The following is a 25,805-nucleotide window of genomic DNA, read 5'->3' as shown; positions in this document are numbered from 1 at the left end:
GAAAGGTATTGAAACGTAACATTATCCGGAGTGCGAAAATTTTATTTTCGCAAGTGCAAAAATAAAATTTTTGCACTCCGGAATCTCGTTCCCACGCGAAGCATGGGAACGAGCATGAGTCTGAATTTTCCATCTGCTGATTATGCCTCAATACTGACTGCTTCGTTAAAGTCCGCCACCAGATGTTCCAGAAGCTCAGTTTGCAAAGGGTTCATCGGCAGCTCGGTCTGAGCCAGTTGTTCCCAGTTTTCAGAGGATGACATAAATTTTTTCATCCATTCCGGATAATGCTGAGGCAAATTTATTTCCGTAATCTTTCCCCGGCAGGCTCCCAAGCCCTTGCTCCTGCCAAACCCCATGAACATATCGCCTTCGAGGAGATCACGCAAGGCAAGCGCCAGAACACCGACATGGACGGGGCCGACGCGGCTCAAATCTATCCTGAGCCTGCCTTTGAGTATGGGGCCGAAACGATAACAGGCTTTGAATTTTTTCCGATCTGCCGCGCCGCCGGTATATCGGTCTATTGCCACAAAATCCTGTTCACATTCTTCTCCGTGTCCGTTGGGCACAGGCAGAAAATCAGAAATCATGATGGGAGAACGCCATCCGTTTCCGCCAAACAGACGGCACGCCATGCAGAGATTCTCTGTCTGCTCTTTTTTATGAATTGGGGGGCAGGATGTCTTATGGTCCTCAATATAGCAGGCTTTTTTTGCTCTGAGTTCCTCCGGGGCAACCGTGCGGATGATCCGCTCGGCCTGATTTCTCAATGCCCCGTGAAAAGACCTGGAGCGAAGCACAATCTGATTTTTCTCATTTCTGAGATAAGTATGACTCAGGCCCCCGTCATCAGCTTTATAAGCCTGGGACGGATCATTCACCATAAAGGGACCGTCAAAACAAAGTTTAAGTTCCAAAGACAGGACATCCCGCGAAACCGGAGCGGACAGGCTGATTTTATCCTGGATGTGTTTTAACCTTTCTCCGGAAATTTTCGGAAACCCCTCAAATCCTGTGGCTGTCCCGTTGAGCCATTCCCGGAGTTCATCCTCGCTGGTCACGCCGCTCACTTCCGGGTGTTCCCATTGCATCTGTCCGAAACCATGAGCTGTTTCTCCGCCCAGGCATATTCCGTGTTCTCCCTTAAACCCTTCAAGCAGTTTCAGCAGAAACGCCAGTTCTTCATGCGTAAGTCCCTCCCCGAAAATACTCACCCGGAACACAGCACCCGAAGGCACGGTTTCATGATAAAAAAGCTTATGCTTCTCCACAGTGCGGGTTACTCGGTTTAAAGCCGTACCCGTTGAAATATAAGTGAAACAGGAGGCATCCCAGTAAAGCGGGAAATTTCCGTTTTCAAGCGGCATTTCAAAAAGCGGCGGAATCTCTGATAAATCCCTGTCCAGCAAAGCATCCTGAAATAACAGACGCGCGCCGACCTCCTGATCTTTTTCTCCGGTTCCAAAAAGTTCACGAGTCAGAGCCTTCTCATTTGAGAACCGGTCAGCAGCAGAACGAAGCTTTCCCTTGAGCGTGCTTGCAGGCAGACAGGGAAAGCTTTTACTGTCTTTGACCACCTCCGATACTTTTACTTTTTCATCGTCAATCACAGCATCTCTTTCCGCTCCCGAACCAACATGAAGCGGTGTCATTGCCCTCAATATTCCGTCAATGCGATATCGAACATAAGTTAAGCGTTCCATTATTCCCCCAGCTATCAGCTATCAGACACAGAAATTGTCTGAATCTAAAGGATTTTTGATCCGTTATGCCTCCAAAAGTACAAGGAAAGAGGATAAGAAAGGGAAAATGCATCTTCCCTTTCTTATCCTCTTCCCTTTCTTATCCTCTTCCCTTTCTTATCCTCTTTCCTTGTACTTTATGTATCAGCGCACAGATTGCTGTCATTCGAGCCAGCCTGTCAGCAAAATCCATTAGAATCAGGAAATTGTCAATTCTCAATTCTCAATTCTCAATTCTCAATTCTCAATTCTCAATTCTCAATTATCCCAAGGTGATTTCCCCAAAACCGTTTTCCCGAACAAACGGACAATTTTTCCAGGAAATGCCGTCCTCGCCACCGTACTTTTTCAAAGCCCACTTTGGTAGCGGAAGCCCCAGAGAAAGCCAGTCTTTGAAAAGTTTTTTTGTCTCTTTCCACGGTTTTCCCTCATCTGACTTCAGGAGAAACACACTCTTTTCCGAAGTGAGCAAAAACGGATTGTAGGGCCTGCCGGATTGAAATCGGTAATGAAGATAACCGCCCATAAGTTTCTGCTCGGCAAAAAAACGGATCAGCGTCAGTGTGTTGTCGGAAATCTCTTTCCAGAACGCATTATATTCCTTAAACAAAATCTCAGAATTCACCAAAGCCTCATTGAGCGAAGTTTTCGGCTCAGTCATGAGTGCGGGTGTCTGAAGCGTGATCACCCAGAGATTCTCTTTTGCAGGATCAGGAACGGTCTGTTTCTCAGCCGGAGAGACAATGACTTCCACATCTGCTTTGGTCTTTCCCAGATATCTGATTCCGAATTCCGTGAGCAGTGTCTCCAACTGGGAACGGACGTTGACCCTTTCCTTTTCAGGAACTTTTGTGAGATTCGCCCGGGTGTGCCACACAAAACCCTCCGGATTGATCATTTCATAAGCAAAAAGCTTTCCTTCGTCTGACCGGCGTTTGTCCTTATCCATTGCGGTTCTGACCCGTAAAATCGTGTTCGGCCGCTTTCCCCACCTGAACTCACTCTCCACGGCTTCAAAATCTTTCCCTTTCCAGTCTGTTGAAAACACAGGGGCTTTTCCATGAATCAGCCTCGGACCGGACCAGAAAATCACGTCGTGAGTTTCGGCCTTATCTGATTCTTCATCTTTCTGCGTTCTGACCGTGGAAAGCGGGTAATGCGTGGGACGACCTCCTTCCTCGGAAGATGGAAACCCATGGTCAAAGCGGATGTCCGAGAAATACCGGCCCAGTTCTGTCCATGGCGGGGGCAGGGAATCATCTATTTCCTCATTCAGTGGTTTTCCAAGAATGCGGTTGAGCGTGTTGGCAATGCTGCCTTTGATGGCCCCTCCGGAAATGACAGAATCAGATTCAAAAAGATTTTCCGCTTTCCTGGGTATGGCAATGCAAAAAGGAGACTTGGGAAAAAGTTTCAGGTTCAATGCCTCGCACGAAGTGCGAGGCGTCACGATTTCGGGAATGAGGGTTTCGGATTCCTTCTCAAGCTTCACATGTGTGAGACAGCCAAAGCCTGCGCTCCGCTGGCCTCCGAGTGCGGGTATCCAGCGCAGGCCCTTATGAATGATCGTCTTTATCTTTGAAAATTCACCGTCATTCTCACAAAAAAAGCGAATACGGCCTTTAAATTCAACCATCTCTCCGCTTTTAAACGGCGATTCGATCACCAGATATGCCCCTTTTCTGACGGCTCCTCTTTCCGGGTCCATGCGGATTCTGGTGCGAATGCCTTTCCCATCCTTCGTGAGAGTGACAAAATCCTCAAAAATAAGACGTCCCCGTTTGGGCCGATTATATTCAGAGGAGCCTTGTCCGAGCCATTCCTCAATCTCATCCTCAGAAAGTTCCAGAGCAGACTGAATCGCCTCGATACTTTCTCTCAGACGGCCTTTGACATGGGTTCCCGGCAGATAAAGTTCGCCTGATCCGGTTTTGGCAAAGGGCAGATCAATGCCGAATGCCCCCGCGGCAGAAGAACCGGCAATGACCGGCCCTTTTAACGTCAGGATCACACTAAGCGTTACTTCCTTCATAATGCTTTTCCTCCTCAGGGATATAGTCCCAAAGTTCGGCCAGATGCAGCCATGCACCGGGACTGGTTCCGAAATAACCGCCGGAAATCAGCTTTTCTGCCTTATTAAAAACCTCTTCAGGTAAAATTTGTTTCAGGCGTTCCTCAAACTGATCATAATAAGATGCCTGTTCCTGGTTTTCTTTTACTGAAAACAGGGCAGAATGAACTGCTTTGTAAATCTGGCCCCGGGGAAAATCCGCCTTGAGCGCACGGATATTATCCGCCATGTCCGCCATGTCCTCCCCGCTGAATGAAATCTTCCAGGGGATGGGACATTGGAGGTTTCGGTAAGTTTCCAGGTCACTGCCAATATGATCAAAGGATTCCAGAACCAGATATTGGAACAGGTTCTGTTCTCTGCCTGCTGCTTTTTCAGCATGTTTCAAAATCAGAGCGTTATGCTGATCAAACTGATCTTTTTCCAGTGTTCTGCTTAACGCATATATCAAGTCCGCCTTACCTTCATACACCGTATCTCTCAAGCTGGTCAGCTTCTCAATAAGGTCAGGAAACCCCTCTTTTTTCAGCGCGCTGAAAGATTGTCTGGTTAATTTGAAATAGGTTGCTGCCTTGGCCGAGTCTGCCAGGTCCTGACATAAGTGGGTGATCCGGTGAATCGGTGCCTTATGATGACAAAAGACCATGGCACCCGCGTGGGTCAGCCTCTGGCCTGCAAATTCCCAGGAAGCGGAAGCTGTGTAAAAACAGTCCAGCACATTCCATCCTTTCCAGGCCGGAACGACCCAGATCAGTTCATCCCCTCCCCAGAGCAGGGTTTCCAGCCTGTAGCGTTCATCTTTATCCCGGTAGCTGCCGTCATCCATCCTGTCCAGCAGGGCTTTCAAAGCATCCGCCCGAAACCCTCTGAGCTGTATGTCAAACTGTCTGAGTGTATTTTCGTCGTTGCAGTATTTGTTCCTGATTTTGGTGAAACCGTTGCCATCCAGATAAATCACAGCCATCTTGTGATGCAGATTGCCCTGTTCCGTGTCATCTGTCAGAGATTCCAGATTACTTACAAAATCGGCGGTTATGGCACTTCCGCAGAATTCACCAATTTCTGAAATATAAAAATCCCTCTTTTTCTGATCTATGCCATGACTGCGACGTTGTGCCACAGATTTGGAAATAATTTCTTCCTTACCCTTGACTTTAGATTTTTCCGTCCCGGGACGCACCTTATCCAAAGGGCAGAAGTGATCCATATGCTCATTTGGCTCTGGAATGACCACCGTGGGCTGCTGGAACTGTCGCCAGCGATTTTTTGCCAGCACCATTTCCCTTGTCTGAAGAAAATCTTTGTCAGCCTTTTCAAAATCCACCACAAAAGTGGCATGTTGCAAATTTTCATCATTTCTTAAAAATTCCGCAACATTTCGCCGCAAAGCCTCAGCGTTGGCATCATCTTCCGCTTCAAACGAAAAAAAGCCGATAGATGCGCCTGTGCTGATGACTGTGAGGGCAGAACTGAATTTAGTTTGAACCTGTTTGGCAGATTCCAGCAACAGCAATCCCCCGCCCCGGATAGTGCTTAAATCATAAGTATCCCCTATGAAAGCGTAAAGATTTACCGCTTCCATCCGCAGGTAATATTTTGCCATTCCGCTTCCTCTTTGGTTTATTGTTGTTTTCCCCTTCTTATCCCCTTTCCCTGTTCTTTTTTAGCAAGAAGAACAAGGAAAGAGGATAAGAAAAGGAAAAAAAATTCCCTTTCTTATCCCCTTTCTCTGTTCTTGTTCATAAAGTCCATCCACTTGCATAGAGCAATAATGGAAACAGATCAATAGGGTAAAGAGAGTATTCGGAGGTAGCAATTTGCTACCTTCTGGCCTCCTGTTGGCTGGTTGAATATAAAAAACTCTGATTATAACGGATTCGGGGGAGGCCGGTCAGAATGATATGACAGCGGATTTCGGGATTAACCGGATTTCCGTCCCGTCCGCCCGTCCGACGCCATGTTCCCGGTCCGGTGCCGGACGGACATATCTGTTTCATCCTCCTATCCGCTGTCATATTCCGGGTCCCCCGAAATCCGTTATAATCAGAAAAAATTTTTGGTCAGGTACTTAATTTCAGACAGTTGTCAAAATATTTTACAACTGACAACCGACAACTGACAACCGACAACTGACGACTGACGAGTTAGAAAATTATCTCAATAATTAACCATAATGCCAGCAAAAGAGGTATGAAAACCGAGAACTGGGACAATATGTCAAAAAAGGTACGAGGTCTGATCAGCTTCTCAATTTCATCCTCATAATCTGCTTCCAGAAGTTTTCGAGATGCAGCATATCCGCTCAGAGCGATCATGAGAAAAATAAACAAGCCGGCGATCCACCTTCCTTTGCTGCCTCCCCCATCTGGCAGAAATCCGATGATAAAATCAGACAAGGCAACAATGAGCGTGGCAGGCATGAAAAAGAATATAATTGTGTTCAGGATGCTCAGTCTCTTGTTTATTTTGGCATCCTCTTCTGTTTTTGCAAACTCATACAATTCTCTTATTTCATCTCTGAGTTCCTCAGTCTGCTCCTTTAACCCCATTGCGTTCAGGGCCATGGTGTAAATTTCTATGCCCTGCTCCTGGGGCGTGACTTCTGTAAACCACAGCCTGTTCACAAAACGGATATAGGCTGAATGGAGTTTTTTTATCTCCTGCTCAATGGGTTCGAATTTCTCCCCCTTATCTGATCTGACAAAGGATTCTATTTCTCCGCTGATTTTTGTCACATCGGTTGAAAATTTTAGGATGGAGGCCCGCTGGGCAAGAAGGAGGACGGCAATTTGGCAGTACATGGTTTGCATATGAGTCCTGATGATATTGGAACCAAAGAATTCCTGATTAGTCAGACACATCAGACTGTAACGAGTCACGCCGAAAAAGCTTCCCCCTGAGGCCCATCTGGAATAAGTATGCTTTTTTATAAGCTCTGTCTTCATTTCTCCGGGAGCGCATCCCACATTTTTGCCATCCACAAAGATGAATTTGTACCATTCATCTGAAGATTTATAAGCGAATTCTCCGGTCTCTTCATTCATTTCAGCAAGCTTTCTGCTCCACCAGTCACTTCCATACCAGCAGACCGTGTACATCCGGTCATCTAATATGGGAACATATTTAAACTTTTCAAGGAAATGGATTCCTGTCAATTTTCGCATATATTCAGCAACTTGCAATTCTTGTTTGAAATAATTTTCAAACAAAAGGGTTTCATCTGACTGAAAATCTTTGCATTGAAATTCTATTCTGTCAGCCAGGAAACTGCCTTTTGTCGGATTCAAGTCGCCAAACTCCGGTTCAGCAAGAAATTGGGGATATAACCGCCTGCCAAAATCATTGATACATAAAACATCCTGTATTTTTTCATAGTCATGGTTCAGCACTTCTATGGAAATGATACCGATTCCTGTCTCAAACAATCTGAGGGACAGATGATCAATTCTGAGTTTGTAAGGGCCTAATGTATCAGGATTGTCAGGGTCATCCTTTATATGAATGACCATTTGCGAATCCTCGCCTGTTTCCCTTTCAAAATAATAAGAGATGACCTCGGCCGCACCCTTTTCCAAACATTCTTCAATTTTCCCGCTGGCTCTTGTTTCAAATATTGCCTTGCGGATATACTCATGGAAATAGAAATATTCATTGTAATTGGCGGCTGAATCTGTGGGATTATAAGATTTGTATTTCCATCCTGAGTTACGAAACTCATGAAATACGCTGCGTATGTCAGCCGGACTGTTTTCCTTTTCTCCCTGATTTGATATTCGGAAAGGAAACATAAAAATATGCTGGGATATGATTCTTTCCTGCATCTCGTTTGCCATTTTTCTGATCTCCTCCTTATCCAAAGGTTCGGTGGTTCCGAAGTAACCATACTCCGGCATATCTCCGCCCCAAAAAAAATTTTTGGATGACTTGTCCTTTTGTTTTTCTTCATACATTTTCACAAGACCGCAGACCATCTCCCCCTTACCAGAATAATTCATCTGTCCGTCAGGTGTGAATACAAAGACATGGCTGTACTGATCATAAAGCCTGTCGAAAACAGCGGAAACTTTATTCGTAAGGCTGTCAATGATCACAGCGTTGTTTCCGATTTTTTCAAGGTGGTTATTCACTGATGCCTCTGCAAGTCTTTCGTCATCTTCGGTGACTCCCTGGGCCTTTCTGTCAGCATATCTGATCTCCGAGATTTCTTTTTCAGAAGCATGTAAGGCTTTCATCCCTCTGATATGGGCTTTATCGTTCGCACTGATCAGCTGCTGATATCTGTCAAGTGGGATACAGAGAAGGTCGGCAACCTGCTCAATAGAGGTTTTCCGGTCTTTTCCGGCTTTCTCATTATGGTGGTCAACAAGGATTGTATTTTTTGGGTATTGGCAATCGGGTCTGAGTTCGATGAAGACAGGAATGCTGTCATCAGAGAGCGTTTTTAATTCTTCTTCATAAGCAGAGAGCGAGGCTCCCCAGGAAAGGTGATGATCAAAAAACTGCTCCCCTTTTTCTTTGAGAATGCTGCGTATTTCCAACATTTCAGCATCATGTCCGCCGAGAAAAAAAATGTGTTGTTTCATTATGTTACCTTATAGTTTTTTTGATTATAACAGATTTAGGGGAGGCCGGCCAAGCCCCATATGCATCAGGCTAAGAATGAGGGACGGCTGCCGGACGGGGTTTGCAACCCCGTCCGAAACGTTTGCGGGCGGCGATCCGGGAAAATATTCCGGACGGGGTTGCAAACCCCGTCCGGCAAAATCAGAGTTAATAAAAACAGTAGGTTGTAATCTTAGCCTGATGCATATGCGGTCAAGCCCTGGAGGGACGGCATATTTGTAGCATCCGTTTATCACGCCGGCCGGCCAAGCCCCGTAGGCGACATTTTTGCATGCTACAAATATGCCGCCTCTACGGGGCTTGACGAGGGCCTGCAAGCCTGTGACTACAAATATGCCGCCTCTACGGGGCTTGACGAGGGCCTGCAAGCCTGTGACTACAAATATGCTGCCCCCACGGGGCTTGGTCGGCTTCCCCTAAATTCGTTATACTCGATAATCAAGTTTTTTTTGTCATTCCTGCGAAAGCAGGAATGACAGACTTTTTGTTCGAATCGGATCAAAAAAACTTGATTATCGAGTGATAATCAGAATTTGTGCATTAACATCTCCGTTGTTTATTTTCTTAACACGCGGCCGGTCAGACCGGATATCCGAAGCGTTTTCGGACAGTGTCTGTAAATACCCTGTCTGCCTTTTCTGAAACAATTTCAAGCGGTGAGACACCCCGTTTCCAGGCAAGATAAAAAATAACACATATGACCATTCCTGTTATCAGAAAATTGGGCCAGGCATTGAGAGCCCACTGCCCATCCCAGCAGAGCTGCCAGGCATTGGAAAACGGCAAAAGATAGGGAATCGGCCACTGATATCCTTCGGGTCCCCGGGAACCGAGCAGATCACAGATAAGATGAATGTGGAAACTCAGAAAAGCCAGGCACGCGGTCCTCTGATTTGATAAAAAGAAAATCACCAGAAACACCAGAAGACCGAATCCGAGATTATGGGCCAGAACATGATGAAACTTCCCCCACCATTCAAGGGGATGATCAGAATTCCGGGTCAGGAGATCAGCGATGATCACCAGGCCGTCAATATCCGGAATTATACCGGCAACGGTGATAAAAATTCGTTCCTTACGGTCGGTTTGGCTGCTGATGTTCGCAACGGTCCAACCCATCAGTAAATGTGTCACAGGACTCATGGTGTCAGGTGTCAGGTGTCAGGTGTTAAGTGTCAGGTGTCAGGTGTTAAGTGTTAGGTGTCAGGTGTTAAGTGTTAGGTGTTAAGTGTTAAGTGCCAGGTGTCAGTATTTTCATGGGTGTTTTCACGGTAAAAAAATAACAGAATTAACCCGTTGTTTTTGTGTCTGATATTTAATCCCAAAAATCCCTTAATCCTTTAATCCGGCTTCAGACAGATGAAATGCCCTTATCTGAGCAAATTAACGACAGTCAACTGATTTTTAATAAAAAACATAAAATTTTTTTGCTCATCGCCAGTCCGTGCAGATAACACAGACAGATGATACATATAAATTACTGTTCACTAAAAAATCAAGTTGAATTTTATAAAATACTCTGATAGATATTCAGTTTTATATTTAGATAAAATTAAAAAATGAATTCTACAGAGTTCATAAGCCTGAGAAAGGAAAAAATCCATGTCCAAATCAATCGGAATTGATCTGGGAACAACCAACTCCGTGGGAGCAATAAAAAAGGTTCATACAGAGGTATTGAAAAACACGGAAGGGGATTTTATCACCCCGTCCTGTGTCACTGTTAAAAAGAAGTTTTTTGGAAAGCCGGAGTTTGTGGTGGGCAAACATGCTTTGGAATGGATGAAGCAGGACCCGGAAAACACCATTGTGGCGGTCAAACGCCTGATGGGAAGAAATTACCAGGATAAAGAAATTCAGAATATCAGGGCGGACCGCAGGTTGCGTTACCAAATTGAACGACACTCAAAAGGAACAGAAAACAGCCTGGCCGTTATGCTGGGAGGGAAAGAATACACTCCGGAGGAAATTTCCTCCAAAATTCTGGACAAAATCCGTACAGATTCAGAAAAAATTCTTGATGATACCGCAGAATATGCGGTGATTACCGTACCTGCCTATTTTAATGACAAACAAAAGCACGCCACAAGAACCGCCGCAGCCCTGGCCGGATTAAAGGTCCGCAGACTGCTTCCCGAGCCTACGGCAGCAGCCGTCTCCTTTGGTGCGGATACTGTCAGAGGGGATGAGGCGCAGACGGTTTTTGTTTTTGATTTCGGCGGCGGAACCTTTGATCTCTCGGTTCTCACCATCAGCGGGGGCCAGTTCCTTGAAGCAGGCAAAGGCGGTGATATGTGGCTGGGCGGTGAGGATATTGACCGCATGATCGCGGATTATGTTCTCCAGGAGACCGCGGGAGAGAACAATATAGACGATATCACAGAATTCATCGAATCCCAGAATGAAGATAACAGAAACCGCTTTATCGGAGAACTGAAAGAAAAAGTGGAACAAGCCAAAATCCGTCTGAGCGAGGACGATGAGGCATATATTGAAATATTGGGCGTTTTGAAGGACAGCGACGGAGACAGCATTGATGTGGATGTGGAACTTACCCGGGACCAGTTTGACAAAATTATCGCGCCCATGGTTGAGAAAATCATCGCACTCACCCGCAAAATGCTTGAGGATATTCATTACACACCCGATCTCATTGACAAAGTGCTGCTGGTGGGCGGAAGTTCACGGATTCCCAGTGTCAAAGCGGCAATGGATCAGGAATTCGGGGCGGACAAGGTCATGATTCACGAAAGGCCCATGCTTGCCATTGCAGAAGGTGCGGCCATCCTGAGTCATCGGCTGTCAGACACCTATGAATGTCCGCAATGCGGCAAAGAAGTTTCCCAGACAGAAATCATTTGCGAGAATTGCCAGTTTAACTTGGAAGAATACACAATTGACCAGGGCGTTCTGGATATTGTTCACTCTGCCGCACATGATTATTATATCCATCTGGAGAATGACGAAAAATATCTGTTTATAGAAAAAAACACTCCCTTGCCCTGCGAACAGACCGAAGTGTTCAGGCTGGTCCATTCCGAACAGAAGCTTGTCCACATGAAATTTTATAATATCGTAAATGATGAGGAAGAATCCATTGGTGATCTGTGGCTGGGGATTGACACAGATGAGAGCATTAAGCCGAAGCCCAGGGAGGAAGGCCCGCTTCATGTGCAGATCACGCTAAAAATTGATGAGAACAATCTGATTGAGGTCACAGCAGCCATGGAAGAACGCCCTGATGTGAAGGTTTCAAGGACCCTGTCCCGGGGCAAGGCAGATGAAAAATTGTTCCTTTTTTTGGAAGAGACAATTAATGAGGCCAATCAGAAGAAATATAACGAATATGTCATGCTTGATCTTACCTACCGGTCTTTGTCCGCCATAAGAGATATCAACGGCGTGGTTTCTGATGACACGGGGCAGGTGAACGAGGATCGTTTTTCACGGGCGGAGCTTAAAATTGAGAAAGCCAAAAAAATGTCAGCAGAGGGGCATAGCGGCAGATCCACCATTTATTATGCTGAAGCAGCCATTGATGATTTCGGACCTGCCATTCCGCCGAAAAATAAGATCGCCATCCGAAAAAGTATGAGGCGGTTGGAGGAGATGGATGAAAGAGGCAGTTATGAAGATAATCTTGAAGCCATTGAGAGCTTAAACAAGGTGCTTTACAAAAAGCTCGGGGTCGTGAATATGCTCATGGAAATTCAGAAAGCCGGGGATTTTTGCATGGAAAATAATCCTTCAAAAGCGCCCAAGTTTTATCAGTCCATTGAAAATATATTGGGAGCATACAAACGGGATGATATAAAGAAAGCTGCGGACCTGATCGAAGAAATAATGCCCGAAACATATAAGGTTGTGGAAGAATATGAATCCAAAGCTGGCAGGATTTATAAGGATATCACAAAATGACAACTGAAGGGTTAAATTTTGACACCAGAAAGGAGGAACAGTTTGAACCGGTTCCTCCTGAGCATTGGCAATCAGACAGAAGTGATGAACTGACGTGCCCTGTATGCGGCCTTGAGAATATTTCCTCTGATAATGCCCAGTGTCCCCAGTGCGACTCAGACCTGAATTGTTTCAAAGTATTGGATTCTCTCCCTGATGAACTGCCCCCGGAGAAACCCGTGTCTGACTCAGATCAGGACATCCCCCGGATGCAGGTTAAAGAAAAATCTCGGGGAATGAAGATTGTCACATTATCTGTCATTGTTCTGCTTATGATCCTGATGATTGTGATGATTGCTTTTTTGTTTTACCAATTCAGGGAGTTGGAGACCCAGAACGCAAGACTCGCAGCTCAGAGCTTAAAGCTGGAGAAGGAGACTACGGAACTCAGAGTCCAGGGAAAAAAATTGGAGAATCAGAGTTTAAAACTGGAAAAGCTGGAGGCTCAGTTGCAGGCCAGAAATGCAGTCAGACACCCGCTTTCAGAAACAAAGCCCCCGGAGATAATGCCCTCGAACCCCATGGAGGCAGCGTCTGTTTCCAATTCTGATCTGTTTCCGGCTCAGATCGGAGACTGGGAAGCTGTTCGTCTTTTTCAGCTTTCGGATTCAGATTTCCGGCTCTACAGCGCCACGGACAAAGACACATTGTGGGATATTTCAGAACAGCATTATGGCGAAGGATATTATTACCCGGTTCTGCTTGAACACAATTCTCATCTCGGAATTTATTCGGTCAGAAAAGGGGTCCGCCTGAAAATTCTCAAGAATACCGATCTTCTGAGGGATATTTACAACAGTATCATTGTGAGAAAGGGAAATAAAATTTATTGGAATTATACGATAATGGAAGGCGACACACTTGAATCTGTTGTCATGAAGTTTTACACGACGGAAGAGGTGAAAAATCAGTTGTCTGTTTCCGACGCTGCTGTTCAGTTGAAACCTGGAAGAAAGATCAGAATATTGTTGAAGTGATACTCGATCATCAGGTTTTTTATTCCGCCATGGGAATTTCGCTACACGGATTTCATATAATCAGAAAGTTTGATTATCTTGAGTATAAGAAACACAGGTTGTGACAAAGGGAGCAAATCCTCTTCTTATATCATATCCTTGCAGCGAAAAGTCTGAGGAAAATTTTTGCTGGAAATCATCAATAAATTAAGCTAACTAAAAAAAATTATGGACAAAACTTTTTTCGCATCAGGGAACTCGAAATAAATATACCCGGTTCAGAAGAATGTAGGGTGGGTTCCGCTTCGCTGCACCCACCCTACATTTCGGGCAGATTATTTTTTTGGAAATTCCTTAGAAGATATGAAATGGAAAGATCATGAAAAAAAAGAAGAGAGACCCGGAAGCTGTAATGGAAAGGGCTGAAAAATTGTTTGACAGGGGAAACTACCCGCTGGCAAAACAGGAATTGGAGAAGATCAACAGAATATTAAAAGATGATGACATCGCGGAAAAAATCAGAATATGTGAAAAAGAGATTACACAACTCAAGGTAAAAGACCTGATAAAAAAGGGCAGAAAGAACGCAAAGAAAAAAAATCTCTCAGAGGCGATCAGATGTTTTGAGGAAGCCTATGAACTCTCCGGCGAAGACTGGCTTCCGGAGAGAATCAGCGAATTAAAAGCAGATTTTTTGGGCCGCAATTCCTTTGAAGCTGCAAAAGAGGCCGAGGAATCAGGAAATTATGAAAAAGCTGCTGATTTTTATGAACAGGCTTATGCGAATCAGGAAGATGAAGACCTTCTCCTTAAAAGGGCGTGTTCCCTTGTCAAAGCTGAAAAATTTAACGACGCGGTTTCCGTATTTAAAAATCTTACATTATCAAGTCAGGAGGCCATATATGACTATGGCTTTGCACTCGCTAAAATAAAAAAATACTATGATTCTCTGAAAGTATGGGATGCTGTCAAATCCGATACTGATGAATTTTTGGAACAAAAGAGAACTGTTCAGTCCCTGCTGGCCTCGGATATCTGTGAGCGTTTCTCTCACTTGCAAACGGACGATGCTCAGATCGGGACAACTATCCCGAACTTCAAAGCTCTTTACGAGGAAGGCGAGTACCTTATCAGAAATATGAAACTCGAAGCCCGGCGTTCGGAACTTGAAACGGGTTTGTCCGACAGTCAGGTCTCAAGTTTCGAGTTTCAAGTTTCATATTGTAAATATGCGTGGATTGACCAATTGTGGAAGGATGAGGAGTATGAGAAAATAGGGGAGATGCTTCTTCCTTATCCGCCGCGAACGGACTCGGATTTATTAGCGTTTTATGCAAAAATACTTTTCAGATTGGCTGAAATTTCAGAGAAATATCTTTCTGATTTCAAGATGTTCTGGCTCACGGCTTTGTACCGTCATGAGATATTTGTAAAACTGTCTCCGAACAAAGAAGACAGAGAGAAGATACGCCAGTCCCTCATTCAAAAAGCAGAGGAACTGATAAAGAAATACGCTGATGTCGGAGATATTTCCTCCGGTTCTGCTTTAATTTCCTGGAACGTGGAGAAGCAGGCGATAAAGGATATTTATGCCCTTGCAGGAGATAAAAATGATCTTGCGGAGATGGTTTGTACCCCGCGTTTTGCCAGGGAATTCGGAATATCAGAACAAATTATTCATTTAATCAGAGAAAACAGAGCGTTTTTTTCAGATACGGAACACTATCTGCTGACAGGCGGCTATTATTCATCTGCCGGAAAAAGCCTGTTTCATATTGATCATGAGGAATATGAGAAAGCCCTTGCCAGCCTCCCCGAATCCGGCCATGCTCAGGCCGAACACCTCGGAGATGCTGAATTTGTTGCTTATTGCATTGAACGGGTACATTTTGCTTATGGGCTGTACTCCCTGGAAAAAGGGGAAAATCGCTTTGGACAATATTTTGAAAATGCGGTCTCTTTGTTTGAAAAATCAAAAAAATATGAAAAAGAATTTATTGACAAGGCTCTCGGGTCGCATCATTTGGATGCGATGCGCCGGTATGAAATTGCCCTGGCTGAAATTCACTCAAAAAGACCCACAAAGGAGATTCAGGATACCCTTTCCCTGGTCATGGTCAGACGCGCTATCAGCATGTATAACAGGCATCAGATGAACAGCAAAGGCACGGAAGCAACAATACTCAGGGCTTTGAAACTCAATCCCGAGAATGAGCTTGCCCGGATCACACTGAAAAATATGCAGATTGATATTGAAATGGAGGAATTTGTCCAAGCTATAAGCAAACACAAAATGAATAAAGCATGTCGCATCGCTGCAAAATCAGAGCATCAGGAAGTAAAAGACGAATTTTTCGAGTTTATGGAGCGTAATCTTAATCACTTGGAGAAAGAAGAAGATATGGACGCTCATGAAAAAGTGATGCTCCTGAATGATTTTTTCAAATGGTGCGCCAGAGTGGATGATTCGCATTCTATTCTGTACGATATTGACGCGATAATTCATGAACTTGAAACTTGAAACTTGAAACTTGAAACTTGAAACTTGAAACTCGGAACTCGGAACTTGAAACTTGAAACTTGAAACTTGAAACTTGAAACTTGAAAGTTGAAAGTTGAAAGTTGAAACTTGAAACTCGGAACTTGAAAGTTGAAACTTGAAACTTGAAACTCGAAATTTGAGAGTTAAATTCGGTGAAAAAATGAATCCTTATAATATATTAAAGCTTGATCAGACAGCTTCGAAGGCCGATATCATCCGGGCCACTGCGCAGGCCATGAGGGAGAGAACATATTCCGGCAGAGAAATTGCCGAGGCGCAGAAAGAACTCATGGACCCTGTTTCCAAAGCTGCCCATGAATTTATATGTTTTATTGATGTGAAGCCTTTTTTAGAAATCTGCCGCTCTCAGATATCAACAGAAAATTCTGACTCCTCGGTGAACAGTTCTGATCTGAAATATCTCCATATCTCGGAAAATGGATTATGAAGAAAGAAAAAGCGTTTCTGCGAGAAAAATTTGTTGAATTCCAATTAAAGGTCGCGGACCTCAGCCATAGGCTCAGTACACAGGAGGAGACGTTTCAGGCCAGAGAAAAAGAATTGTATCTCAGTCTTTTTGAAATTCTGGACGCATTTGAGAATCTTGATGAAAACCTGTCTGCAAAGGAGGCTGATTTTGACAAATCAGGCCGGATGCTGGCTAAAAATATCCGATCCATCCATAAAAAATTGCTCAGAGTGCTGAGGGGGAGGCGCATTGTCAAAATTGAATTCCCGGATAATAAGGCCCGAATGGATCATTGCAAGGTCATTGACACCAAAGCTATTCATAGTATGGAAAATGAGACAATTCTTTCCATAGTGAAAAACGGGTATATGAACAAAGAAGAGAACGCGGTGCTGAGAAAAGCCGAGGTGGTTACTGTTTTGAATGAGTGAGATAATAAAGAGACGCTTCTGATTATAACGGATTTGGGGGAGGGCCGACCAAGCCCTGTAAGGGCGGCATATTTGTAGCAACAGGTTTGCAGGCCCCCCTTGCCAAGCCCGCGGGGTTTGGCAAGCCTCCCCTAAATCCTTTATAATCAGGGAACTTAAAAAGATTAAGACGGAAATCAGGGAAAAAGTTGTTCATAAGGTGGAAAAGAATTTTATCCTCAATGCCCTTGTTAAGCACCTGAGCAAAAGTTTTTTATACAGCTTTTTTTCTGCGAGTGGCAGAGAAACCCGGGTTTTTCCTTTGTCTGAGAAGCATCATTCCGGAAAAAAAGCCGGGTTTCTTCCCCGGGCAGATATTGGCTGCAAAGCAAACAGGAATGCAACGACCTATTTTTTCAAAATATTATTAAAAGAACAAGGAGTTAAACGAAACGGACAGAGAACTGGAAATTAATAAATGAGAACTGAGAACTGACAGACTGATAATCTGCTATTCGCATCAGTTCGCCTGTTCTGCATGGTTTTCTTCAGATATAACCTAAGGTTGGAAACGATAGAAAATTCTCAATTCTCAGTTCTCAATTCTCACTAAATTCTTCAGCCAGCCTGTTCCAGAATCCGACAACAAAGCCGTTGTATAACTCGGTATCCTGGGGAAGAAACGGTATGTAAAAAAGTTCGTGAAGCGGTGTTCCTGATTCTTCAGAACCTGAATCCGCAACCCGTTTGCTGTCAGCAACGAGACGTTCATAAATATCTTTCCTCTCATCTTCTGACAATGCATAGTAAGCCTGTTCGACAAAGTGATCTATGTCCAGCATATTATATAACCTCATATTTCGTTTGTTTTGTTGATTTTCATGCTCTTGCGCGAAGGCAATTTTAACCATAATTTAAGCCATAATAACAGCGTGTCAATGTTTATTTTGGTCATGTAGCGGCGGAGCGTCCGGGCTTCACATCGGGCTGAAACACGTCACCCTTTCGGGGCTTTTCTTTAAGGTTTTCAAGCTGCTGAAAAATAGTTTGTCATTTTTTAAAAGTATATGGCATGATATTTGTTTTATTTAACTTTTTAAAATGACTAATAAAAAATAATACTGGATTTTGAGTGACAGATATGATAAAAATATTTAAATTTATCTGAACTAAGCGGTTCTTATCTGTAAAATCAGTAACCTGGTATGATCGGATTTGTCTGTTTTACGATTATCATCTGACAGGTGAATTTTCGGAAACTGCTGTTATCCTGATATATTACTAAATGAGAAGTACTCCGTAAATCCGTAATAATTTCAAAATTAAGCACAGAGCAGTCTGAGTAAATGACAAATAATAAAATAAAAGTTCTGGTTGTTGATGATACCGCGTTCATGAGAAAAGCGATTCCGCAAATTCTGGAATCGGATTCCCTGATAGAAGTGGCAGACGCAGCCAAAAACGGCTTGGAAGCCCTGTATAAAATCAGGGAACTTCAGCCGGATGTCATCACACTGGATATTGATATGCCCATAATGGACGGACTGACCGCCATAAAACATATTATGATTGAATCGCCTGTTCCCATTGTGGCGCTGAGTTCTCTGTTCAGCAACGGTGCTATCACATTTGAAGCATTACGGCTCGGGGTGGCCGACTTTGTTCCGAAACCTTCCGGAGCCATTTCTACGGACATTGACAAATCACGACAGCAGATCACAGACCGTGTTAAAATGGCATTTGCAATGAACCTTGACAATGTCCGCAGAGTGCGGCTCCCTAAAAAATGGGATGTAAAGAAGCGGCTGGAAAGCCTGTATAAGTTCTATCCGTTGGAGTATATTATTGTTATCGGAACAACCCTTGCGGGGCCTAACACAGTTATCCGCCTTCTCTCAAAACTTTCACCTACGGTTCCGGCTGCGATAATTGTGATTCAGGAAATTTCTCCGAAAATTATTTCATCTTTTGTGGAACAATTCAACGAATATGTGCCGTGGAATGTCGTGGTGGCCAAAAATAACTCGGCACTGGAGCAGGGAACCTGCTATATGAGTTCAAATGAAGATTCGTTAACCCTCCGACTGAACGAAAACGGAGAGATTCGGTTACATTCCGGCGCGAAAATAAATTATCCCCTGAACTGCCTTTTTTCTTCTGCTGCGGAAATCTTTCGTCAAAACACCATCGGCGTGTTATTAAGCGGAATCGGAGACGACGGGGCAGACGGTTTTGCCAGGATTAAACACGAATCCGGGATAACCATAGCCAAGGATGCCACTTGTTGCGTTTATCCCAACCTGACCGATAACGCGATCCGGCAGGGCGTTGTGGATATCATCCTGGACGATAACAAACTTGCCAGCACTCTGGAGGCAATTGTTGAGAATTGACGACTGATAATTTGCTTTCCGATTTTAAATTAAGGGAACATATGGAAAATAAGAGAACAATTATTCCCATAGCAAGCGGGAAAGGCGGGGTTGGGAAAAGCATTTTTGCAGCGAATCTGTCCATAGCGCTGGCCGGCATGGGGCATTCCACTGTGGTGGCGGATCTGGACCTGGGCGGCTCCAATCTTTATACCTGCCTGGGTATGCCGAATAAATATCCCGGCATCGGTGATTTTCTGAAAACAAAGCATGTGAAATTTGATGACCTTATTGTGCAGACAAGTATTCCTAACTTGAAATTTTTACCCGGAGATGGCAGAACACCTTTCATGGCAAATATTTCTTATGATCAGCGTCTTGCCTTGCTTAAAGAGCTTAAAAAAATTTCAGCAGAATATCTTGTGCTGGACCTTGGCGCAGGAACGGTGTTCAATACGCTGAACTTTTACGGCCTTGCCTACAAAGGGATGATTATCACCACATTTGAAACCGCCTCTATTATGAATTTTATCATGTTTCTGAGAAATTTCATGTTTCGTGTCGTCTCCAATGTGACACGCCATAACCAGGAAGTTCTCAATATGCTGATTACCGCTTTTCAGCAGCCCATCAGATCCGAGCCGCTGACACTCAGTTCTCTGGTGCGCAGAATTGCGGATATAGATCCCCAACTGAGTTTAAAAGTACAGAAAACATGCAGTTACTATCGGCCCAGAATCATTTTCAATATGGGAGATCATCCTGATGAACTCAATGTTTTGGAAAAACTGGACAACACTCTCATGAAAGGGCTTTCTGTGGAAGCGGATCATTTTGGTTTCATATTTCATGATGATTCGGTTCGTAAGGCAGCCAAAAAAAAGAAAGTTCTTATTACGCAATATCCCCGGAGCATTGCATCCCGGTGTATTAAGCACATTGCCAAACGCGTAACCGAAACCTGGGACCATCCGATTAAAAACAGCAAAGTCCGCCTTATGGAAGAGACTCAAAAATTGAGAATTGAGAATTGAGAACTTGATTTTTTTCTCATCTTTTTTTATTCTCAATTCTCAATTTTATAACGGAGGTAGTTTGTGAAAAATCCGATTAAGCTCCTGATCGTTGATGATTCCAGATTGATGCGTCGGGTTATTAATAAAATTTTTGATGCAAGCAACAACATTCAGGTTGTGGGTGAGGCTGCCAATGGAAAAGAGGCATTAGATATGATTCCTGAGCTTAATCCTGATGTTGTTACGCTGGATATAAACATGCCGGTGATGGATGGGCTGACCGCGTTAAAGCACATCATGATCAGATTTCCCCGGCCTGTGGTGATGCTCAGTACGCTTACCCAGGAAGGCGCGGCAGTGACCTTTGATGCTCTGAAATACGGGGCCGTGGATTTTATTCATAAACCTTCCAATACTCAGCCTGTCAGTCTGGAGGAACAATGCAGTACAATCGTCAAAAAGATAAGCCTTGCCGCAGGTGTTGAAGTCGGAACGATTCGATATCTGAGAACAAAAACAGATAAAAAAACAACAGAACCCGGACAGATAAAATGCAATTATATTTGTGCCATAGGGGTTTCAGAAGGAGGATATGGCACATTACTGAAGATTATTCCTCAGTTACAGTCTGATCTCCCCGCGGCAATTTTGGTAGTGCTTTATGAAGCTTCCCGCCATGTGGACGCTTTTGCCCGTTATTTGGATGATAACAGCCCTTTCAAGGTGAAACGGGCAGTGGATGGCGAATCTGTTGAAGCTGGTTTTTGTTATCTGGTTTCCGGCAAGCAATATGTCACCTTTCATTCGTTTTATGGTGAATACTCTTTGGCGGTAAACGCGGCACCTTTTACAACGCACAAGGGCGGCATTAACATGCTCATGTTCTCCCTTGCGGAAATTATGAAGGAACATGCTATGGGCGTAATTCTTTCAGGTTCCGGTAATGACGGTGCCGAAGGTCTTCAGGAAATCCTGAGATCAGGAGGAACTGCCATTATACAGGAACCAAAAACTTGTCTTTATAAGGAAATGGCAATATCCGCCATTCATAAATGCAAAGCTGCCTCTGTCATTCCTGACGGTGATATCGCGGCAGAGATCAATAAAAGATTTTCTGTTTAATGATTTATGGGTGTCAGGTGTTAGGTGTTAGGTGTTAGGTGTTAGGTGTTAGGGGGCCAAATTTTCGATACTTGCAGATTTGTTCTTCCTAACACCTAACACCTTAACACCTAACACTTAACACCCTTTTAAAAATAAATGATGAACATAATAAACAGACCTTTTTTTCTTCCTTTTATCGCTTTTTCTCTTATTCTGGCGGTGTGGGAAATACTGGCACGTTACAGCGGATGGAGTATTCATGTTTTTCCAGGACCGATGCAAGTATTTATCAGCCTATGGGAGTTAATTGCCAACGGGACGCTTCTCAGGCATACTGTCGCCAGTCTTTTCAGAGTTACGGTGGGATTTTATCTGGCGATTCTTCTCGGTATTCCCCTGGGCATCCTTCTCGGACGCCTGAAGCTGGTCCGAGTTTTTTTAAACCCTGTCATTCAGTTTCTCCGACCCATATCACCGCTTGCATGGATTCCCCTTTCAATGCTCTGGTTTGGGATCGGAGACAAACCCGCTGTTTTTCTGATTTTCCTGGCGAGTTTTTTTCCTCTGGTTGTTTCCACCACCGTGGCGGTGCAGTCTATCAATCCCGTATATTTTCATGTCGCGGCGAACTTTAACTTTACCCGGTATGAAGTCGTGACAAAGATTGTCATCCCCGGAATGCTTCCCTCAGTGATCACGGCCCTTCGGATTACCATAACAATCGCCTGGCTGGTCGTCGTGGCAGCGGAGATGATTGCGGTAAAATCCGGGCTGGGATATCTGATCCTTGATTCCCGTAACGCTCTGACCATGGATTATGTCATGGACGGAATGATTGTTATCGGCGTCATCGGGCTGTTGCTGGATCATGCAATGATGCGTTTAAGCCGCATTGAATCTGTGTTTTGGGGAACGCGTTCACGGTAAAATTGAATTGAGAATTCTCAATTCTCAATTCTCAATTTATTTGACTGATATGGGACATATTGTAATAAAAAATTTAAGAAAAGAATATATTGATCGTCGTCATAAACGACGCAGCAAGGATGAGCCTAATGAATGTATCGGGGATTGCGTCCTTGTTCTTGACAACATCAACCTGGAGTTTTGTGAAGGCGAGATGGTAACGATTCTGGGGCCTTCCGGATGCGGGAAATCAACCCTGCTTCGTATTATCGCGGGGTTTGACAAACCCACGGCCGGCAGCGTCGTTATAAACGGAGAAACGCTTACCGGCCCCAGTTCGGATCATATTTTTGTGTTTCAGCACAATGCGCTGCTTCCCTGGATGACGGTTCAGGAAAATGTCGCACTGGGTTTGCGAGGCATGGAAGATAAAGAAATGATGAAGGAACAAATACAGGAGCATATCGAACTTGTTGAACTGGAGGGATTTGAAAACCATTATCCTTATCAGCTCTCCGGAGGAATGCAGCGCCGGGCTGAACTGGCACGGGCACTCGCGGTGAATCCGGATACCCTTTTCATGGATGAGCCTTTCACTGGCCTGGATTTTCTGGCTCATATGAAGATGCGTGAGGAAGTGGTCAACATGCACGAATATTTTGAAAAAACAATCCTGGTTGTGACTCACGATATTGATGATGCCCTTATCATGGGAGACCGCATTGTTGTCCTGAGCGGCAGACCGGCCCATGTGAAGCTTTCGGAAAAACTAGATTTTCCTCGTCCCCGTTCTTTTGTAAAAAATACAGAACTGAGCAAGCTCCGGGATGAAGTGTATCTCATGCTGGGTGTCAATTATGCAGTTTAGAGAGATTGGCAGGAAAATTTTAAAGATACCTTTACCCTGGGGTATCGGCATTCTTGCACTGGCATGGCTGGTTTTTATTTCCTCACTTCATTACTGGCTCAATTTTGATCACGGAAATCGGAGAGTTGTCAAAATGGGATATATGCCGGTGATTACCAATCTTGCAGCGCCCATTCTTGATTACGCCACCAGAAACGGAAACGGTCTTCGTTTTGAGGCGCTCAAATTTTCCTCGTTTGCAGACATGGGAGAAGCGCTTCGTAATGATCAGATACAGGCAGCGTTTATGATCGCCCCGCTGTCCGTGGTGCTGAGACAGCAGGGGGAAGACGTGAAGATCATTTATATTGGTAATCGTCATGAAAGCACTCTGGTAGCGAGGAAAGAGCTGAATGCGGAAAAATTGAGTGATCTGAGAGGTAAGACCCTTGCGGTACCTATGCGCTATTCCGGACATAACCTCAGTATCTTGCAAATGATGGAGAAAAATGCACTTGCAGGACAGATTCATATCGTGGAAATGAATCCTCCGGATATGGCCTCGGCTCTGGCTGTCGGGTCTCTGGACGCCTACTATGTCGGAGAACCTTTTGCAGCTCAGGCAGTGAAAAACGGTGACGCGGAAGTTCTTTATTATGTTGAAGAAGTATGGAAGCATTTTATTTGCAATCTTGTACTGGTAAGAGGAGCATTTATTGAGAATGATCCTGACATCGTTAAAAAACTTGTTCAGGGCGCGGCTCGCTCCGGTCTCTGGGCCGAAAAAAATGTCAGAAAAGCCGCAAAAATAGCCTCTGATTACTGGAATCAGCCTGTGGAACTGGTGGAATATGCCCTCACAACACCGGAAAACCGCATCGCATATAACCAGTTTATTCCCAAAGAGGAAGAAATGCAGTATATGGCCGAACTCATGGCACATTTTGGGCTGACAGAGAAAGAAGATATTAGGGGATTAGTCGAGGATAAGTTCGCAAAGGAAGCGAATTTGGAGAAGATTACTGATGTTGAGAGCATTCTTCATATACCCCGGAGCGTGTTTGAAAAATCCTGTAGGACGGTAAGTACTCAGATAAAAGTTTCCCAGAATTTCTGAGATTCATGGTCACACGGCGTGCCGGATCAGAATAACGTGGTGCGGATCAATTTATAATTTATCCTTACCGAAGCGTCTCCGAGAATCCAAAATGAAATTTTTGTCCTGTACTTAGCAAGGTCCGTCAGAATTTCCGTATCCTGAGTGAAAAGCTTTTTGAACACAATGTCAAGCCTCGGACTCAGTAAAAATTTCATGGCGTTGTCTTTCCTCATTACGGCCTGGCTTCCTTTCCGATTCGGTAACAATATCTGTTTGCGGCAACCCTCGGCTTTCAAGGGAGGGCGCGAAGCCATCCCGCTTATCAATGTTTATTACAGACGATAAAACAGTTAAGCTTAACTTGATGGCAGAGAGGCGGTACCTGGGAATGAGTTGACAGAGTTTTGCGGGGCAGCCACAGGAAAATTGTTTGTATCTTATATACCGATAATTGCCTAAAATGTCAAGAGACTTCACGCACATCAAAAAAGGGAAGCTTGAATATTCAACGAATATGTGAAAAATTATTGATAAATTTTTCAGCTTCTGATAGGGGTTATCGCCAAATATCATACAAAAATAAAGATTAAGGGCTGAAAACGAGTCTTTCGGATCGCTTTTATTTTAAATTCAACCTGTTTTAGAAAGAAGATGTTAAGTGTTCGGTGTTAAGGAGAACAAATCTGCAAGTTCCGAACGTCTGAAACCCTGGCACTTAACACCTGACACCTAACACCTAACACTTAACACCCCTTACACCCCTTATAATTTCATGAATATTGTAACCACCATCATTCCCATATTTACCGTCATTCTTCTTGGCTGGCTTGCCCGAACCAAGGGGTTTATGTCACCTGAATTTTTAGGCCCGGCAAATCGCCTGGTGTATTATCTGGCAATCCCTGCCATGATTTTTAGGTCTGTCTCAAGCGCTTCTCTGGCAAACCGCTTCAATTTTGAGGTCATTGGTGTCACACTGGGTGCTGTTATCATTATTTTTGCAATTACCTGGAGAATGGGTCTGAGTTGTCATGTGGGACGAAAGCGGCTTGCCACATTCATGCAGAGCGCCTTTCATGGAAATATCGGATATATCGGGCTGGCTGTGGCCTATTATCATCTTGGAAACGAGGGACTCGCCCGTGCCGGTATTATCGGGGGCTTTGTCATGATCCTGCAAAACGTGCTTGCTGTTTTCGTGCTTCAGTTCTATGGCGGTGAATTCTGCGCCAGTAGAAAAACATTGTTTTTAAAGGTAATGGGCAACCCCGTGATTGTGTCTGCCATAGCAGGCATTCTTTTTTCGCTGACAGAAGCGCAAATTCCTCTTGTTATCGGTCGGAGCCTTGATATACTGAGCGGTATGGCGCTTCCCATGGCATTGCTGATTATCGGCGCTTCCCTGTCTTTTGAATCTGTACGGCTTCAGATGGGTTCGGTTCTTTTTACCAGCGTCATGAAACTGATGATACTTCCTGGTATCGGGGTTATGCTATATCAGTTAGCGGGTTCATCACCACAGGAGTATATTCCCGGGCTTATTCTGCTCGCGTCACCTACGGCCACCATTGTTTTTATAATGGCAAAGGAAATGGGCGGTGACGCTGATTTTGCGGTCACTGCAATTTCAGCCTGCACCATGGTCTCGGCGCTGACTTTTTCCTTATGGCTGAATCTGGCATGAACAG

General features: G+C 44.4%; 19 protein-coding genes. 12 read left to right on the top strand and 7 right to left on the bottom strand.

Translation table 11 applies throughout. From position 1 onward, the window contains the following. Nucleotides 1-140: 140 nt before the first annotated feature. From dnm_RS16240 to dnm_RS16220, 5 genes are all read right to left on the bottom strand, one after another. Nucleotides 141-1,706 (bottom strand): RAMP superfamily CRISPR-associated protein, encoded by a 1,566-nt coding sequence (locus tag dnm_RS16240; protein WP_207677970.1) that lies wholly within the window; start codon nt 1,704-1,706, stop codon nt 141-143. A 301-nt stretch (nt 1,707-2,007) separates the two neighbouring features. After that, nucleotides 2,008-3,777 (bottom strand): RAMP superfamily CRISPR-associated protein, encoded by a 1,770-nt coding sequence (locus tag dnm_RS16235; protein ID WP_207677969.1) that lies wholly within the window; start codon nt 3,775-3,777, stop codon nt 2,008-2,010. Beyond that, entirely contained in the window at nt 3,758-5,419 is a 1,662-nt protein-coding gene (locus dnm_RS16230) for a hypothetical protein (RefSeq protein ID WP_207677968.1), read from the bottom strand. Before dnm_RS16230 ends, dnm_RS16235 begins: the two co-directional genes overlap by 20 nt. Nucleotides 5,420-5,960: 541 nt before the next feature. Beyond that, nucleotides 5,961-8,399, bottom strand: a complete 2,439-nt coding sequence (locus dnm_RS16225) for a hypothetical protein (protein ID WP_207677967.1) — start codon at nt 8,397-8,399, stop codon at nt 5,961-5,963. Between the two features lie 619 nt (nt 8,400-9,018). Continuing rightward, entirely contained in the window at nt 9,019-9,582 is a 564-nt protein-coding gene (locus dnm_RS16220) for a metal-dependent hydrolase (RefSeq protein ID WP_276571803.1), read from the bottom strand. A 459-nt stretch (nt 9,583-10,041) separates the two neighbouring features. Here dnm_RS16220 and dnm_RS16215 point away from each other — a divergent pair, with 459 nt between their 5' ends. From dnm_RS16215 to grpE, 5 genes are all read left to right on the top strand, one after another. After that, nucleotides 10,042-12,357: an Hsp70 family protein gene (locus dnm_RS16215; RefSeq protein ID WP_207677965.1), complete on the top strand. Its 2,316-nt coding sequence runs from the start codon at nt 10,042-10,044 to the stop codon at nt 12,355-12,357. Further along, nucleotides 12,354-13,373 carry a hypothetical protein gene (locus tag dnm_RS16210; RefSeq protein WP_207677964.1) on the top strand — a complete coding sequence of 340 codons (1,020 nt, stop codon included), beginning with the start codon at nt 12,354-12,356 and terminating at the stop codon, nt 13,371-13,373. The genes dnm_RS16215 and dnm_RS16210 overlap by 4 nt, the downstream gene beginning before the upstream one ends. 358 nt (nt 13,374-13,731) lie before the next feature. Further along, on the top strand, nt 13,732-15,873 hold the full coding sequence (locus dnm_RS16205; RefSeq protein ID WP_207677963.1) for a tetratricopeptide repeat protein: 2,142 nt from the start codon (nt 13,732-13,734) through the stop codon (nt 15,871-15,873). A 181-nt stretch (nt 15,874-16,054) separates the two neighbouring features. After that, nucleotides 16,055-16,342 carry a hypothetical protein gene (locus dnm_RS16200; protein WP_207677962.1) on the top strand — a complete coding sequence of 96 codons (288 nt, stop codon included), beginning with the start codon at nt 16,055-16,057 and terminating at the stop codon, nt 16,340-16,342. Continuing rightward, the gene (gene grpE / locus dnm_RS16195; protein ID WP_207677961.1) at nt 16,339-16,794 is read left to right on the top strand and encodes a nucleotide exchange factor GrpE; all 456 of its coding nucleotides are present in this window, start codon (nt 16,339-16,341) and stop codon (nt 16,792-16,794) included. Before dnm_RS16200 ends, grpE begins: the two co-directional genes overlap by 4 nt. Nucleotides 16,795-17,372: 578 nt before the next feature. Here grpE and dnm_RS16190 read toward each other — a convergent pair. Continuing rightward, on the bottom strand, nt 17,373-17,615 hold the full coding sequence (locus dnm_RS16190) for a hypothetical protein (RefSeq protein WP_207677960.1): 243 nt from the start codon (nt 17,613-17,615) through the stop codon (nt 17,373-17,375). A gap of 504 nt (nt 17,616-18,119) precedes the next feature. Between dnm_RS16190 and dnm_RS16185 the strand changes: the two genes are divergently transcribed. From dnm_RS16185 to dnm_RS16160, 6 genes are all read left to right on the top strand, one after another. Next, nucleotides 18,120-19,166 carry a chemotaxis protein CheB gene (locus tag dnm_RS16185; RefSeq protein ID WP_207677959.1) on the top strand — a complete coding sequence of 349 codons (1,047 nt, stop codon included), beginning with the start codon at nt 18,120-18,122 and terminating at the stop codon, nt 19,164-19,166. Between the two features lie 41 nt (nt 19,167-19,207). Then, nucleotides 19,208-20,179 (top strand): P-loop NTPase, encoded by a 972-nt coding sequence (locus dnm_RS16180; protein ID WP_207677958.1) that lies wholly within the window; start codon nt 19,208-19,210, stop codon nt 20,177-20,179. A 63-nt stretch (nt 20,180-20,242) separates the two neighbouring features. Further along, on the top strand, nt 20,243-21,283 hold the full coding sequence (locus dnm_RS16175; RefSeq protein WP_207677957.1) for a chemotaxis protein CheB: 1,041 nt from the start codon (nt 20,243-20,245) through the stop codon (nt 21,281-21,283). Nucleotides 21,284-21,421: 138 nt separating this feature from the next. Next, the gene (locus tag dnm_RS16170) at nt 21,422-22,192 is read left to right on the top strand and encodes an ABC transporter permease (RefSeq protein ID WP_207677956.1); all 771 of its coding nucleotides are present in this window, start codon (nt 21,422-21,424) and stop codon (nt 22,190-22,192) included. A gap of 49 nt (nt 22,193-22,241) precedes the next feature. Next, a complete protein-coding gene (locus dnm_RS16165; protein ID WP_207677955.1) occupies nt 22,242-23,039 on the top strand; it encodes an ABC transporter ATP-binding protein in 798 nt (265 codons plus the stop codon). Beyond that, nucleotides 23,029-24,135 carry an ABC transporter substrate-binding protein gene (locus tag dnm_RS16160; RefSeq protein ID WP_207677954.1) on the top strand — a complete coding sequence of 369 codons (1,107 nt, stop codon included), beginning with the start codon at nt 23,029-23,031 and terminating at the stop codon, nt 24,133-24,135. The genes dnm_RS16165 and dnm_RS16160 overlap by 11 nt, the downstream gene beginning before the upstream one ends. Nucleotides 24,136-24,161: 26 nt before the next feature. On the opposite strand, the gene dnm_RS16155 is transcribed toward dnm_RS16160, so the two are convergent. After that, nucleotides 24,162-24,350 (bottom strand): hypothetical protein, encoded by a 189-nt coding sequence (locus dnm_RS16155; RefSeq protein ID WP_207677953.1) that lies wholly within the window; start codon nt 24,348-24,350, stop codon nt 24,162-24,164. A 539-nt stretch (nt 24,351-24,889) separates the two neighbouring features. Here dnm_RS16155 and dnm_RS16150 point away from each other — a divergent pair. Further along, nucleotides 24,890-25,801, top strand: coding sequence for an AEC family transporter (locus dnm_RS16150; protein ID WP_207677952.1), 912 nt, complete (start codon nt 24,890-24,892; stop codon nt 25,799-25,801). The last annotated feature ends 4 nt before the right edge of the window (nt 25,802-25,805 follow it).

The sequence above is a fragment of the Desulfonema magnum genome, assembly GCF_017377395.1.
Taxonomy (GTDB): domain Bacteria; phylum Desulfobacterota; class Desulfobacteria; order Desulfobacterales; family 4be13; genus Desulfonema_C; species Desulfonema_C magnum.
Note: the sequence above shows the minus strand (reverse complement) of the source record. Positions and strands in the feature narration are given on the sequence as shown.